Consider the following 14,832-nt stretch of genomic DNA (forward strand, 5'->3'; position numbering starts at 1 on the left):
CCACCTACTAATCATTCTCTACTTTTTCCATGTAGTTTTAAATTTATTAGATAATATCTTTTGTGCCATATTAGCATCAAACTCATTTTCTTCTTTAGTTGCTGCAGCTTCATCTTTAGAAATTTTCTCGTCATTTATATATGTTTCCATAGATTTAAGTATATTTCTATCTGTAAATTCTGTTATTCCCATATAATTAAACTTAGGACTTCTTATATCTTTTTCATCTATTTTACTTTTAGCAAAACATTTATACATAACTTCTTTTTTTAAATCTACATTTATATTTTGTTTTTTCATATAGTCTATAAAATCTTTTATACGTTTATCTTTATCTTCAAGTATTGACTTTTCACTTAAAGATGGATTCAGGCTAACAAATCTTTTTTTAGAATCTATTTCTATAATATTTTCTATTTGAAAGTTAACTTTTCCATATCCATAAGGTTTGCCTTGTCCTAAGTTTTCTTTTGCACATTCATGTGGTTTTATAGACATTAGTAGTAATCCTAATTCATCTTTACATAGATTTTCAAAATAGATTCTTCCCTTAAACTTTGCTCCTTTGTCCACAGCATATAAACTTGCATATTGTTCTTTTTTTGGTCTCCACTTTTTTTTCTTTTTCTCACATTCTTGTACATCTTTTTGATAATCATCACTACTATCATGCTCATTTCTAAGCCAATAAAATTTTTCTCCTCTAAGCTCAAAATCATCACTGCTATATGTTTTTAGCTCTTTAGGGTCATTCTCTTCCTGCTTTAAATAAAGCTGAAAAGAACTAATTTTTGGATTCATTAGATGTTTTAGAATATGTTTCCCTACTTGCTTGAAATTTTCTTCTACTGGCTTAGCATTAGTAAAACTAACCCTTCCTTTGTATGAAATACTATCCTTATTTTCTTTTAATTTAAAGTTAGTAAATCCAAAAATACCTTTAGCATAATCTATTTTCCCTTTTTGAGATTCATTAGAATTATACTCTTTTGTTTTTATTCCATCCTCTACAGATTTTTCATAAGGTATTTTTAAATAAGGAGTAAATCCAAAAGCTATTATCTTTTCCTCATTATTTTTATCTGTAATATAAAATATAGGTTTTTCTTTTCCATTTTCGAACTTACCTTCATTATTTATTTTAAAATTTTCTACTTCTGCTTTTTGTTTAAGCTTAACACTAGTCTTATATTGATTTATTAATTCCTTTGTTATTACTCTTTCCCCTTTTTCTGTATCTTTTTCAAATATTAAATAATGATTTTGTTTACAATTTAATCTTGATGAATTCATTAAAATACCATGCTTTTCATCTTTAAGTGATTTTAAAATTTTCTTTATTATAATTTCATTATTATCTTTTAAAAAATATGAAGCTTCATAGTAATACGGCTTAAACCCTTTTCTTTCATTATTTATTAATAAATTCTCTATATTTTTCTGTAGATTATTTATTTTTGCCTCTAATTTTTGTTTTTCTTCTTCAGATAGCTGCTCTTCATTATCTTTAACTATTTTATTAATCTTTTTCTTTTCATTTTTCTTGTCTTTAAATAAATTCCAAAGTCTTTGGCTACTATTTCTGTCTATAAAATTATACATAAAAATTTTATTTCTAATATCTTCATCTATAACTCTATGTTGTTCTCTTAATTTACTTTCATGTATTTCTGTAAAAAATTTATTATTTACTTGTTTAGAAGGAGTTATAAGCCACTTATCACCTTTTCTAGTTAAATATCCAGCTTTAACATAATCACTTATCTGTCCAGTTTCACCGGATAAAACGGCTTCTTTATAAATATCTTTAAGTACATCTTTTGAAAAAGCTCCTCTAAACCACAGCTTTTTATCTTCTATAAATTCTGGGTAAGAACATGATAAAATTTCAGCGTTACTTCTTACTTTTCCTCTTATAGTACTTCCTGGGATTCTATATTCACCATTAACCTTAAAAAAATCACTTTGTTTTTCTCCATTGCTTATGAATAATGGTGTTTCAACATCTATTGAATAATCTATATACCCTGTTTTCAAGCCTTTTTCAAACATATTATGCTTTGGCAAAATAGTTATACCTTTATTTTTATCTTCGTATTTTTCCAAAATTGTATGCCTATAAAATATTTTTTCAGGAAATGGTATAAAATTATATGGAGCTCTAGCATATCTTTCTTTATTTTGATTGTTGTCTGCCATTACCTTCTCCCCCTTCTACACCAGAAAGCTTAGTATAATATACAAATGCTTGTCCTTCGTCATCATATTTTAAATAATTTCTTATAACCAATTTATCTTTTTCTCCCTTTTTCTTTAAAGGAGACTTATTTTTATATAGCACTTGTTTTTCCTCTATATAATCTTCATCTGTTCCATCAAATTCAACTACAGAAAAACTATTATCTTCTTCACAAGGAATAATTGAAAGTTCTTTATTTTTATTAAAAATCTTCGCTTCTATCAAACTTTCTAAGTAACTATTTTTAAACTTATTGTTTTCTGACAGTTTTATTAACTTTAAATCGCTAAAAGTATTTATCCATGCAAAATCATACTCACCATTTTCTATCTTAGACAAAACTTCTAGTTTCATTAAATTCTTCATTTTATCACCTTCTATCTTTGTAGAATACTTACTATATCACTAAATTTATCTATATCACCTTTAAGTTGAAAATCACCCATATTACTTTCGGATTCAATTTCTTTAAATTCTAATTTATCATTATAACCAGCTCCACTAATGATAATGGATTTTCCTTTAAACCTTCCATATCCGACGTTGTTTCCGCTACCTATAGTTAAATATCCTAATCCTATATCTCTAAAAACTAATATTATTAATGCTAACATCTTCTTGTCTTCTTGATTTAAAAAAACATTAAATTTTATAGGCTTATCTTTTGAAATTGTAGCTACCTGCTCTTTAAATATAGCTCCTGACATGACTCCACCTGTAAATCTATCAATCTTGGTTCTATTATACCTTTGTAATTTTTCTCCATTTATTTTACAATCTTCAAATATAAGATTACCCTTTTTACCCTCTATTTTTTCAGATTCATCTGCTTTTCTACCAAACATCTCATCTATAACTGCTTTATCTTTTTTATCTTCTTCTTTATTTAATGTTTTAAATATTTTATTACAATATCCTCTGACAATTCCTTTTATAGTTGATGATGGAATTATAAATTGCTCTTTTCCATTTATACATTCTTTATATGGATAATCAACAATATATGTTTTTGTGTCTTTTTTATCTTCTTTTTTAGGAATTGGGTTACCTTTTATTATAAACCCTTCATCGCAGTAAGCTTCTAAAGTTATTTTTAATTTATTCCAATTATCATTTGAATCTAATTTTAAATTTTTAAAATTCTCTATAGAAAGTTTTTCCATATCAAAGTTAAAATCTAAATAATCATTTAATCCATTTTCTGTTGATAGATTATATTCTTTATAATATATACCGCTTTTATCATTGTCTTTTATAGCTTTAAATTTTCCAAACCCAAAGCTTGATTTGCTTCCTATAGAAATTTGTCCTAATGAAAGCTCTTTTATAAAATTTTCTAAATGATTGCATAGGCATTCATATTTATCTTCTTCTAGATTTAGCCCTCTTATTTCAAAAAATAATTTAAATGTTTTTCCTTCTGATATGTGAAATTCATTAAATAAATGATTTTTTACTGAGCTGCCCATTTCTTCATCTATTCTTACATGGTTCCTAGAACATAAATCTTTTTCACTAATATCTTGATTTGACATTGAATCATAAAAGTATATTTTTGATGTTTCTTTGTTGTTATTTTCAGGAAATATTAATTCATATACTTGATCTTTATTCTTAAATTTTTTAAGAAAATCTCTAAATAATCCAGAAAGTGTAGTACCATTTATAACTGCATGTTTATCACTAATTAATAACCCATTTCCTTCTTCTTCACCATTTCCTATTCTAAGAGGTGATATATTTTTAACTTGTAGAATATATTGCTTTATCTTGTTTATACTACTCAATATTCTCACCATCCTTTGATTTAATAGAATAGTACAATATATCTCTTATTGCTTTTAATATAATTTCATCATTTTTAAATTCATCGTCCTGAATTTCTTTTATAAATTTATCTTTTAAATTACTAGGCTCTAATCCTTTTGATATAATAGATTCTACAATATTCTTTTCTTTAGATAACTTTAATAAATCTTTTAATTTTTTATCTGATAGTATTTTATAATCTAATATACTTTGATTTCTCTCATTTCTTTCGACGTTTTGAGTGATTTCTTTTAGTCTTTCTATCCTATCTATAAATTGATCCATAGGCTTTTCTTCACTTAATAATGAATCATCTATAATTCCTATAATATTATTTATTTGACTATTACTAATATTCTTATCTTTTTCATTTTCAAGATTTTTCACAGTATTATTTTTAATACACTTATCAATAATAGCTTTATTTCTAGATTCTTTTATATAGGATATTAACTCTTTATCTAATGACAAAAAAGTATTTTCGTGCTCATACTCACATGATTTATTAAGTTTTTCGTATTTTATAGTATCTACATTTAAAAATTCAGGGTTTATTATGAATCTACCTAATCCATCTTGCTTTCTATCACCCTTTTGATTTTTTATAAACTCATTAATACTATTTTCATTTATCTTGTTTTTTGAATCCTTTAAATCTACTTTAACAACGCTACCTTTCTCTATTCCATAAACATGTGGAAGATAAGATTTCCATGTACTATTGTAACCCGTTAATATAACAGGAGATATCTCTGAATTGATATTCTTTTTACTTATATTAATTTCTAAGTTCTTATTTAAATACTTTTCAGAAAAACAAGGTGTTATTTGATGATACTCATTTCTTAAAATAGAATCTGATAAAAAGTATATATTAAGTTTATTTTTATCAGTATCCTGTTGAAAATACGGTAATTTTTCTTTCAGATTTTTAAAATCCTTAATTCTTTCTATTTTTGAAACTTTAGTTTCTCCATAACCGGAAGTTCTTGAACCACCTAAATAAAGAGTTTCTTTCTCTTTTAACAAATTATATATGCCTTTTTTCAAATCTTCATTTTCTATATTAGAAACATCTACTATACCATAAAATTTCTGTCCTTTTGATATAGATTCATATCTAAATATATTTTCTTCTCCAAGCTCTTGTGTATGATGAAATCTGTAGTCCTTTTTAATATTAAACTGATAAAGTATGTTGTTTTCATAATAAGAAAATTCACCTTTTTTTAGTTTTATAACAGTTGGTTGTTCTTCTTCATGTTCTTTTATTTTTTCATTATCAAATACTATTAAAAAATCTTCATTCCTTGTATATGATTCCTTATTTTCCTCTTTATCTATATCTTTAGTTGTTCTAAAAACATTAGGTGTTGGAAAAGAATAATGTCCATCACATATAGGATAAGCATCATAAAAACATACTCTTTTAAGTAGATTATTGAAGTTTGGATCTTTTTCAATTTTATCAGGGTTAATATTTTTTGATTTTAAGTATTTACCTATAACAGCCCCTCTAACTATAGACCCTGAAACATATGACTTAGTTTGTTCATAATCATATTGGGATTGACTATCCCCTATTTTAATTGGCTGTTTTAGGTCTATTTCATACAACAAATAGTTAAAATCACCTTTTACACTTTTAGCACTTTTAGAATCTTCTTTTATTCCATCTCCTATTTGCACCTGAACTAAACCTTTTCCTCGGCTTTTATTGATACCCAAATTTTTTAGAGATTTTACTCCATTTTGCAAAATTTTCAACTCTATATCTTCCAATTTTCTTGAACATAGAATTGTTCCATTAAAGATTAAACCTTTTTTTAAAACTCTAGATGCTCTTAAGCTTTTAGATTCTGACACCCCATTATCTCCCATTTTTATTCCAAATCTTATATCAGTTAAAGAAGATAAAATCAAATCTTTATTTTCACCTTCTTTAAGATTATATTCATTAAAAATATCTACAATTTGTTTGTCTAAATAAAAGTTTGTAAATTTCAATATACCTTCATTTTGCTCATTTACATTGATTCCTTTAGCTGAACCAAACAGTTTAGTAACTATTCCATTAAAATCACATTCACTGCTTCTATAAAAAGGTTTCAAAATAGTATTCATTGATTTTTTCAAGCAACCTTTAAATGATTTTCCTAAATAATAAGGAAAACCTTCTTCATCTAGTAAAACATCTGTATTCACTATTCCATTCTTAGATTGTCCATTTCCAAATATAGTTTCCGATAATAATTCAATAGTGATTGGATACTTGTACATATTATTTGTCTCCTTTCACATAAGTATATAAATCCATAGCATCTACTACATCATAAATTACCTTTTTAATAACTTTAAGGTCTACGTCACCTTCAAATTTTCCTTTTAAGTTGTATTTTAGATAAAAAAGATCTGAATCTATTTCACTAGAATTCATGCTTCTAAAAAACGACTTTATATTACTCCTAGCTCCAGATTTATTAATCTGATCAAGTGCATTATCAAAGTTATCAAAATTATAATTAATGATTGATTTTAAATCTTCATAATGAATATCAATCTTCTTTTTACTTTCTGAGTCTATAATAATATAAGGCCTAGCTACTAAATCCTTATTTCTTATAATCAATATATTATCTAATGTATCTCCTCTATTTATTTCCCAATCAATAAAGGATGCATCTTCTAATTTCTCTAAATTCTGTTTTTCACAAGCTAATTTCATTGTCCTAAGTTTTTTCTTAGAATTTTTTTCTAAAGCTCCTGCCAATTTAACTGCTCTAGAAAAAGGATGATTTCTTTTTACTATTGCTATTCCAGCACTAGTTGTAAGATTGTATTTATTTTTTCCAAACTGTTCTTTTTGTTCTGTTATTTCTTCTGTAAAAAGTCTAGTAATATCTATTGCAATTTTGCCATTACTAATAAATGTTATATCATCACCTGCTAAAATTATAGGCCTTATTGGTAAAGTCTTTTTCTCTTTTTCATATCCTATTTTTTCATAATAATTATTGTAATTATCAACTAAATCTTCTAAAACTTTATTGAAAGTTGTCCTATAATGCTCATCTATATTTTTTGTAAGATTTCTAAATTCTTTTATGTATTTTTGATTTGAATCAAAAATCTTTTCTCTAGGGATTCTTTTGTATTCATCATTGAAACTGTCAATTTTCTTACCCATGCCATTTCCATCAATACAAGTTATACCAATATGACTACCTTCGTTTTTAGGACCAGCTATATCGTCTAACTTATTAGTAAATTCGAATCCATTCTTAAGACCATATCTCTCTTTCAATTCTTTTTTCATTTGTTCATGATTTATTTCTTTAGAATCTATCATATATTTAATTTTAGCTTGTTCATCATAATAGTTACTATTTCCATATAAGAAATTATAAAATCTTAACTTATCTTCAGATTCTTTAGATATATACTTGATTTTTCCCTTATTATTTCTATCTTTTTCTTTATATTCATATCCTGCTGGTTTTCTAGTATTAGGGCATATCCTAGTTAATCCATAACCTAATCTTTTAAATTGATATTTTCTTTCACCTTTTTTCTTAGTAAGAGCTTGTTCTATTTCTTCATATAAATCTACTATGTTCCTTTTTTCAATATCAAATTCTTTGATGACCATTATTAGTTCTAACCCATCAAAATACTCAATAACAAATCTACTAAAAATTCCATTAAACTTTTTAGCGTCATCTATATCATCAAATATGTACATAGAATTTCCACCAGCTTCAAAAAGAACATTTCCATCATTTGAATTTTCATAATTTTTATATTCCCTGTTCATACACTTTAAGACTTCTTTAGCAAGTTCCTCTGTAACATATCTAATAATTTCTGATGCTCCTATTATTTCCTTTAATCTATTACTAGAAAATATATATTTTTGTTTACTTCCTATATCAACTTTAACTACAAACATCAATATTTATCCCCCTTTCACACATATCAAAATGCTTCCCATCTTCTATTTACAAAACCCAGCCCCAATAGCTGAATTTTTCTCTCCAAGGCCAACTGCTCTTGCTAAAAAAGCTAGCTTTTGAGCTTCTTCATTGTCTTGAACTTGTATGCTTACTTTATTTGCTAAAAGCTTTATGCCCTTGTAATTAAAATGCATTGGCTTTCTGTTTTTAAACTCGATACTCTTTATAAATTTACCTTTTACATCTATGTCCTCATTAAAAAAGCTCTTATACTTCTTTTCCAAATTGTCTTCTAATCTACTTTTGAACAATTCTAAATCGCCACTAGTTTGAAGCCAAGGATTGTTATCTACAGTTATTATTAATGGAGTTTGAGTGTAAAGCTCTTTTATATGCCTTTTATCTATTGATTTTTTAGAAATTGAAATGACATTAAAATCATCACTTTTCAAATTAGAAAGGCACCTATCTATTTTCTGCATAAATTCATCACTTAAGCCTCTGATTTTAAAAATATATAGCCTATCTTTTTTATAAAATTTATCTCTTTCTATAGGATAGAAACTGTTAAAGACATAATTTTTGTACTCTTTTTTAGGATGGACTTCTTTTAAATCTTTATCTAAAAGCATGCTCTTATTTATGTTTTTCCCTATTACATATCCTGAATCCTCAAAATATATATCTTTTTTCAACATTACTGTTATAGTTAATTCAATAAATCTCATTTTTATACCTCTTTATCCAATTTTATCTATATTATACCATATTTTAATTTATTCATACCATTAGTAATTTTCTGTATTTTTCATGAAACTTAAAACCACACGAATTTTAATCTATATATAATTAAACATAAAATAAAAGCCTTAGATTTTTCTAAGACTTTTACATATTTTTATTAATATTCTATTCTACATCTCATGTTAAGGTTTAATACAAAGTTTTGATTTAACTAATGTTTATGAAAACTAATTTAAATACATCTCATGTTAAGGTTCAATTGAAAATAAAGAAGAAGATAAAATCAATTATTTTTAATTTAAATACATCTCATGTTAATGTTCAATTACTAATAATACTAATCAAATATCACAAAATACAAAAATTAAATACATCTCATGTTAAGGTTCAATTAAAGGGTCAGTATATAATAATAGAGGGGTCTTTAAATTTAAATACATCTCATGTTAATGTTCAATGTAGTAGGACCGCTTATAACAATGGTAACTGCTATATCATTTAAATACATCTCATGTTAATGTTCAATATATAGCTCCGAACTTTAATAAGCAAGACCATGCATTTAAATACATCTCATGTTAATGTTCAATTTATACAAAAGTATTTATAGATAGGCAAAAAATGAATTTAAATACATCTCATGTTAATGTTCAATGATAGTAAAATAGCCATTCCTTATTTCTAAGAATACCACATACCTATTGATTTTACAAGGTTTCCCAAAAAATTTTCCAACCGATTATGAAATTTCAAAAAATCATTACAAAAACATATCTTAAGCCTTATATTTCAATGCTTAAGATGTGTTTTAAAATAAAAAACGGTTGGAAAAATATCTATCAATATTTTATACTAATCAACTTTTCTACAACAATAAATACACTAGCTTTAGAATACCTTATAGCTGCTAGTGCATCAGTTTTTTAATAGGTTAATTTTTTCAATTTATATAAATACCTCTAATTATTTAAAGTTTTAATTTTTTCTTCACTTAATCCTGTTTTCTTAGCAATAGTTTTTATATCTAATACATCTAAAAGATTTCTTGCTATTTCTATTGCTTTTTCATGTTTTGCACTACTTATCATATTAGCTCTTTCGTGTAGTGATTTTTCTCTAGCCTTATAAATTTCTATTGTTTCTTTATCACTACTTAAATATTCAAGCCTTTGCTCTACTATTTTTATATCTTTAGCCATCTTGTTCAACTCCTAATCAGCCACCTTACACCAAGTAATTTTAATATATTTGTACATATAAATAATGTAATCCTTAAGTTATTTATGATACTGCTTTTACAAATTATTACATCATAAATCTAAAACTATCATTTAGTTAAAAGTCAAATGTTCAATAAATCACAAAACATTATATAATCAAAATCTTAGTATTCCCCATTGTATTCAACATAACTTGTTAATTTTACACGATCAACATGATGTGGTAAATACACTTTCCCTGACAATGGCGATAAATTTTCTAAAAACTCAATAGCAGCATCCACTAATTCATCAGATGAAAACACAGTCTCCTCTAAATAACCACTCAATAATCCTGCATCACCTTTAAATTTCAGAAGAAGATATCCATAACCAGGATGAACAATAACAAGATTGTCAATTTCATCTTCATTTTGCTCTTTAGAACTATTATAGAATCTCACTAAAATATCCTGTTCTCTATAAAATATATCAACATCGCATGAAAAATTTTCATATACAAATTTCATCTTTGGGTAACCCCCTTATAGCTTATATTATACCTTATTTAACCACCCTATCTTAAAATTTTTAAGTAATAATAAATGCACTAGCTTTAGAATCTCTTCTAACTACTAGTGCACTTGTTTTTTAATTTAATCTTTATTATTTTATTAATTATCATTTGCTTTTCTTAGTACATCTCATGTTAAGGTTCAATCCAGGATTCTCACAGGATAGATTAGACAAATGGTTATTTAAATACATCTCATGTTAAGGTTCAACAAGAAATGACAGCTAAAAATAGTGTTAGAAAAAACTAATTTAAATACATCCTATGTTAAGGTTCAACAAATTTAGCGGAGATCTTAAGCAAATAATAAGTGGATTTAAATACATCCTATGTTAAGGTTCAACGGAGCAGGGGTAATCACAAACCCATCTATAGGAAAAATTTAAATACATCCTATGTTAAGGTTCAACGATAAATATTTCTTTTGTTTTTCTCATTGTGGAGCTAATTTAAATACATCCTATGTTAAGGTTCAACGTTCACAACCTATCATGTAAGTATAATCTGTATCGTTATTTAAATACATCCTATGTTAAGGTTCAACTTGGCTTACTTATATAATAATGGAGGGTTCACAATTATTTAAATACATCCTATGTTAAGGTTCAACGTTGCAAAGACCAGCATTTCACATTAACCTAATGCCATTTAAATACATCCTATGTTAAGGTTCAACGGCTGTAGTTTTCTTTAGCAGTCCAAACATTTCACCAATTTAAATACATCCTATGTTAAGGTTCAACCCATCAACTCCAGATTGTATAGATGGAGATATTCTATTTAAATACATCCTATGTTAAGGTTCAACCTTATATGTTCAAAGGTCAAATACAAAGGTATTATTAATTTAAATACATCCTATGTTAAGGTTCAACAGAAGGTAAATCTTGTAGGGCAGATATAGAATTATCATTTAAATACATCCTATGTTAAGGTTCAACCATAGTAAAATAGCCATTTTCTAAAATCAATAATAGCACATAAGTATTGATTTTACAAGGTTTCCCAAAATATTTTCCAACCGATTGTGAAATTTCAGAAAACTGTTATAAAAACCTATATTAATCCTTGTATACCAGTAGCTAAAACAACTTTTAAAATTAAAAACGGTTGGAAAAATATCTAACATCATTTTATAGTAATAAAGCTTTCTATAATAATAAATGCACTAGCTTTAGAATTTCTTCTAACTGCTAGTGCACTTGTTTTTTTATTTGATCTTTATTATTTGTTCATTGGTATTTGGGTTTTTGGGTACATCCTATGTTAAGGTTCAACAGAAATTAATCTCTAAAGAATAGAACTGGCCTTTATCATTTAAATACATCCTATGTTAAGGTTCAACTTTAACATAAAAAATACTTTTTATCAAAAGAAAAGATATTTAAATACATCCTATGTTAAGGTTCAACCATAGTAAAATAGCCATTTCTTAAAATCAATAATACCACATGAGTATTGATTTAACAAGGTTTCCCAAAGGATTTTATTGGGAAAATCCCTTACTATTTTTCTTTCTATTAACATAAAAATTAAAGACAATAGAAAAAGCACCCATCCGAACAAGAATAGTGCTTTAATCTCTCAAATTTAATTATTAAATTCATCCAATAGCCCTAAAATAAAATAAATATTCTAAGGATTGCTTAGTGTTACAGCACTAAGCTTTTCTTATTTATATTATATCAAATTTATAAAAAAAATAAACACATTTTTTATGTTTATTTCATATTAAAGTTAACTAAAATTATATGATATAATTATTAATAGCTAAATGGAAATTATTAGATTTATAATTACAAAATCATTTTCTTTGCTTGGAGGTTATATATGATGGTGTTAATTGTTCAATCCATTATTTTATGTGGACTTTTTACTTTAATGGTACTTCCAAAACTATATAAAAATCCTTTAAATTGCATAATGTCATACCCTACAGCAATTAGGCAACGAGTGGAAAGTTTGCCCCAATATCAATCAACAATTAAAGCTCACGAAACTAAACATATTACTTTTAAATTACTGTTTGTACTTCTTACTATTATTCTTATGGCAGTAATTGCATGGGTTTCTGGTTCAAGAACATTTATAAAAGCTTTTACCCATATTTTTATATTGTTCTTTGTAATTAACCTTTATGATTTATTTGTATTGGATTTATGGCTGTTTTGTCATAACAAAAAGGTAATCATCCCAGGGACTGAAGACATGATAGGTGAATACAAAGACCCTGTCCACCATATTAAAGGTGCATTTATTGGTACATTAATTGGTTTAGCTATAGCCCTTGCATCAAGTGGACTAATCACATTATTTAGTTTCCTTGCTTATAAGTAAACTACTCTTTTTCAAGTTTCCTAAAAGTACTTTTATTAACCAGAACAAAATTTAAAAATATTAAATATAAAAAGTTAGGGGAAGATACCATGATTACTTATAAAACTCTTGAAAATACAAATATTGAAAGCCTGCATCAAACATTTTTAAGTGCCTTTTCTGATTATGAGGTTAAAATTAATTTACCCCTTTGGAAATTTCAAAATATGCTTAAAAGAAGAGGATATGTTCCAAACCTTTCTATAGGTGCTTTTGAAGATGAAAAGTTAGTTGGATTTGTCTTAAATGGATTTAGAAATTGGAATAACAAGGAAACTTTATATGACTTAGGAACAGGGGTTATAAGGGAATACAGAAAGCAAGGTGTAACAAGTTCTATGCTTTTAGCTATGAAAAAACTTGTTAAGTATAAAAAAGCAAATCAATATCTACTTGAAGTAATTAAGTCAAACACAGCTGCAGTTAAACTATATAAGAAACAAGGTTTTGAAATTATAAGGGACTTTTCATGTTTTGAGATAGATAAAAATAAGTATAAAAAAGAAGAAAACTACCAAGTTAAACATATTAATAAAATTGATGAAACCATCTGGAAAAAGCTTGAAAAATTCCATGACTTTAAACCTTCTTGGCAAAATTCTATTGATTCTATAAAAGCTACAGAAGATTCATTTATATATTCTATTGTATATCTTGAAGATTCCATTGCAGGGTATGGAGTGATTGATAAAAAAACTGGTGATATTCCTCAAATAGCAGTTAGCAAGGATCATAGACATAAAGGAATTGGAAGAAGTATTGTTACAGATTTAATAAAAAATACAGAATCACATAAGATTAATATTTCCAACGTAGACAACAGTTCTAAATCTATGAAAGAATTTTTATTAAAACTAGGATTTGAAAATATCGTTGAACAATATGAAATGATTTTAAAATTGTAGATTCTTGTTCTTATTAGAGCCACTACTTTTAAAAAGTAGTGGCTCATTTATATAAAATACCCTATGCTTTATGCTGTGTATATTTCTTCTGTAGTTCTTTCTATAATGTCTGCTGAATCTTTTGCAACAATTGGTGAATCATATGCAAAGGCATCTTTTTTCTCAACTATAACATCCATTAACCCAGATACATCTTCTTTAGTTAATCCTTCTTTTACATCACTTATAGAAAAAGAAATTTTCTTTCCTTCCTCTGTTATAAACTTCATGCTCAATGTTCTGTTCACTTAAAAACCCCCCTTTTTAAATCAAAGATTAAGTATTAAATAATAAACATTAATTATTGAAGAAATTCCAAAAGAATTTCAACCACATTTATTATTTTTTATCTGTTATTTATAATTTGCTTTATCCTAGCCTTCCTGAATTAATGCACTCTTATCTACTCTATTGATTTCTCTTACTTCATACATTAATACTTTTTCTATTTCAGTTGCTATAGTAAATAGATCTTCATCATTAGCATTTACATTGATTTTTGATATTGTTTTACGTCTTAATATTTCTTTCCCATCTTTATCTAAACCTGCAGCTAAAGTTAATACTATATCTGAATCATTTTTATGTGCTGCTACTGCCATTTTAAAATCCCCCTCTTTCTTTATTTTGTTGTTCACCTATATATATGAAATAACTTAGTTATTTGCAAAAAAAATAAAAATCTTAAATTAAAAAATTTAAGATCTTTGTTCTTATTAATAATATATTTTTCTAGTAATCCTATCTTTACTTTTCTAAATAATAAATGCACTAGCTTTAGAATCTCTTCTAACTGCTAGTGCACTGGTTTTTAAATTTGATCTTTGTTATTTGTTCATTGGTATTTGCTTTTTAGAGTACATCTCATGTTAAGGTTCAAAATTATACTTTCTATACTAAAATATCTTTGTTAGCCTAAATACTTAATGTAACTCAGATTCATTCTTACAAGTTACTAATGTAACTCCTTTTCCATTTGTCAAAGGAGTAAACG

The 14,832-nt window shown here is 26.0% G+C and carries 12 protein-coding genes and 2 CRISPR repeat arrays; of the genes, 2 read left to right on the plus strand and 10 right to left on the minus strand.

From position 1 onward, the window contains the following. Window positions 1-18: 18 nt before the first annotated feature. From ABDZ71_RS11365 to ABDZ71_RS11400, 8 genes are all read right to left on the minus strand, one after another. Window positions 19-2,199 carry a TIGR03986 family type III CRISPR-associated RAMP protein gene (locus ABDZ71_RS11365; RefSeq protein WP_343761707.1) on the minus strand — a complete coding sequence of 727 codons (2,181 nt, stop codon included), beginning with the start codon at window positions 2,197-2,199 and terminating at the stop codon, window positions 19-21. Then, window positions 2,177-2,605, minus strand: a complete 429-nt coding sequence (locus ABDZ71_RS11370; RefSeq protein ID WP_343761708.1) for a hypothetical protein — start codon at window positions 2,603-2,605, stop codon at window positions 2,177-2,179. The genes ABDZ71_RS11365 and ABDZ71_RS11370 overlap by 23 nt, the downstream gene beginning before the upstream one ends. Window positions 2,606-2,616: 11 nt before the next feature. Continuing rightward, window positions 2,617-4,026 carry an RAMP superfamily CRISPR-associated protein gene (locus ABDZ71_RS11375; RefSeq protein WP_343761709.1) on the minus strand — a complete coding sequence of 470 codons (1,410 nt, stop codon included), beginning with the start codon at window positions 4,024-4,026 and terminating at the stop codon, window positions 2,617-2,619. Beyond that, window positions 4,019-6,328 (minus strand): RAMP superfamily CRISPR-associated protein, encoded by a 2,310-nt coding sequence (locus tag ABDZ71_RS11380; RefSeq protein WP_343761710.1) that lies wholly within the window; start codon window positions 6,326-6,328, stop codon window positions 4,019-4,021. The genes ABDZ71_RS11375 and ABDZ71_RS11380 overlap by 8 nt, the downstream gene beginning before the upstream one ends. Window position 6,329: 1 nt before the next feature. Next, complete coding sequence (locus ABDZ71_RS11385) at window positions 6,330-7,997, minus strand: Cas10/Cmr2 second palm domain-containing protein (RefSeq protein WP_343762428.1); 1,668 nt, start codon at window positions 7,995-7,997, stop codon at window positions 6,330-6,332. A gap of 45 nt (window positions 7,998-8,042) precedes the next feature. Then, window positions 8,043-8,729 (minus strand): CRISPR-associated endoribonuclease Cas6, encoded by a 687-nt coding sequence (cas6, locus tag ABDZ71_RS11390; protein ID WP_343761711.1) that lies wholly within the window; start codon window positions 8,727-8,729, stop codon window positions 8,043-8,045. A 246-nt stretch (window positions 8,730-8,975) separates the two neighbouring features. After that, window positions 8,976-9,401: a CRISPR direct-repeat array (repeat unit 30 nt). A gap of 303 nt (window positions 9,402-9,704) precedes the next feature. Beyond that, window positions 9,705-9,944, minus strand: a complete 240-nt coding sequence (locus ABDZ71_RS11395; RefSeq protein WP_343761712.1) for an RpnC/YadD family protein — start codon at window positions 9,942-9,944, stop codon at window positions 9,705-9,707. Window positions 9,945-10,129: 185 nt separating this feature from the next. Then, complete coding sequence (locus tag ABDZ71_RS11400; RefSeq protein ID WP_343761713.1) at window positions 10,130-10,474, minus strand: hypothetical protein; 345 nt, start codon at window positions 10,472-10,474, stop codon at window positions 10,130-10,132. Between the two features lie 226 nt (window positions 10,475-10,700). Beyond that, a CRISPR array of direct repeats spans window positions 10,701-11,460; the repeat unit is 30 nt; unit sequence ATTTAAATACATCCTATGTTAAGGTTCAAC. 888 nt (window positions 11,461-12,348) lie between these two features. Between ABDZ71_RS11400 and ABDZ71_RS11405 the strand changes: the two genes are divergently transcribed. Continuing rightward, window positions 12,349-12,855: a hypothetical protein gene (locus ABDZ71_RS11405; RefSeq protein WP_343761714.1), complete on the plus strand. Its 507-nt coding sequence runs from the start codon at window positions 12,349-12,351 to the stop codon at window positions 12,853-12,855. 89 nt (window positions 12,856-12,944) lie between these two features. Next, complete coding sequence (locus tag ABDZ71_RS11410) at window positions 12,945-13,799, plus strand: GNAT family N-acetyltransferase (protein ID WP_343761715.1); 855 nt, start codon at window positions 12,945-12,947, stop codon at window positions 13,797-13,799. A gap of 68 nt (window positions 13,800-13,867) precedes the next feature. On the opposite strand, the gene ABDZ71_RS11415 is transcribed toward ABDZ71_RS11410, so the two are convergent. Together ABDZ71_RS11415 and ABDZ71_RS11420 are read right to left on the minus strand one after the other, a co-directional pair. Further along, entirely contained in the window at window positions 13,868-14,086 is a 219-nt protein-coding gene (locus ABDZ71_RS11415; RefSeq protein ID WP_343759244.1) for a DUF2922 domain-containing protein, read from the minus strand. A gap of 126 nt (window positions 14,087-14,212) precedes the next feature. After that, complete coding sequence (locus tag ABDZ71_RS11420) at window positions 14,213-14,440, minus strand: DUF1659 domain-containing protein (protein WP_343761716.1); 228 nt, start codon at window positions 14,438-14,440, stop codon at window positions 14,213-14,215. Window positions 14,441-14,832: the final 392 nt, after the last annotated feature.

It is taken from the genome of Clostridium oceanicum (genome assembly GCF_039521385.1).
GTDB lineage: Bacteria > Bacillota > Clostridia > Clostridiales > Clostridiaceae > Clostridium_F > Clostridium_F oceanicum.

Bases quoted from the DNA above. Each gene is read 5' to 3' on its own strand.
- ABDZ71_RS11365 (WP_343761707.1), bottom strand. From the start codon at position 2,199: ATGGCAGACAACAATCAAAATAAAGAAAGATATGCTAGAGCTCCATAT.
- ABDZ71_RS11370 (WP_343761708.1), bottom strand. From the start codon at position 2,605: ATGAAGAATTTAATGAAACTAGAAGTTTTGTCTAAGATAGAAAATGGT.
- ABDZ71_RS11380 (WP_343761710.1), bottom strand. From the start codon at position 6,328: ATGTACAAGTATCCAATCACTATTGAATTATTATCGGAAACTATATTT.
- ABDZ71_RS11385 (WP_343762428.1), bottom strand. From the start codon at position 7,997: ATGTTTGTAGTTAAAGTTGATATAGGAAGTAAACAAAAATATATATTT.
- cas6 (WP_343761711.1), bottom strand. From the start codon at position 8,729: ATGAGATTTATTGAATTAACTATAACAGTAATGTTGAAAAAAGATATA.
- ABDZ71_RS11395 (WP_343761712.1), bottom strand. From the start codon at position 9,944: ATGGCTAAAGATATAAAAATAGTAGAGCAAAGGCTTGAATATTTAAGT.
- ABDZ71_RS11400 (WP_343761713.1), bottom strand. From the start codon at position 10,474: ATGAAATTTGTATATGAAAATTTTTCATGCGATGTTGATATATTTTAT.
- ABDZ71_RS11405 (WP_343761714.1), top strand. From the start codon at position 12,349: ATGATGGTGTTAATTGTTCAATCCATTATTTTATGTGGACTTTTTACT.
- ABDZ71_RS11410 (WP_343761715.1), top strand. From the start codon at position 12,945: ATGATTACTTATAAAACTCTTGAAAATACAAATATTGAAAGCCTGCAT.
- ABDZ71_RS11420 (WP_343761716.1), bottom strand. From the start codon at position 14,440: ATGGCAGTAGCAGCACATAAAAATGATTCAGATATAGTATTAACTTTA.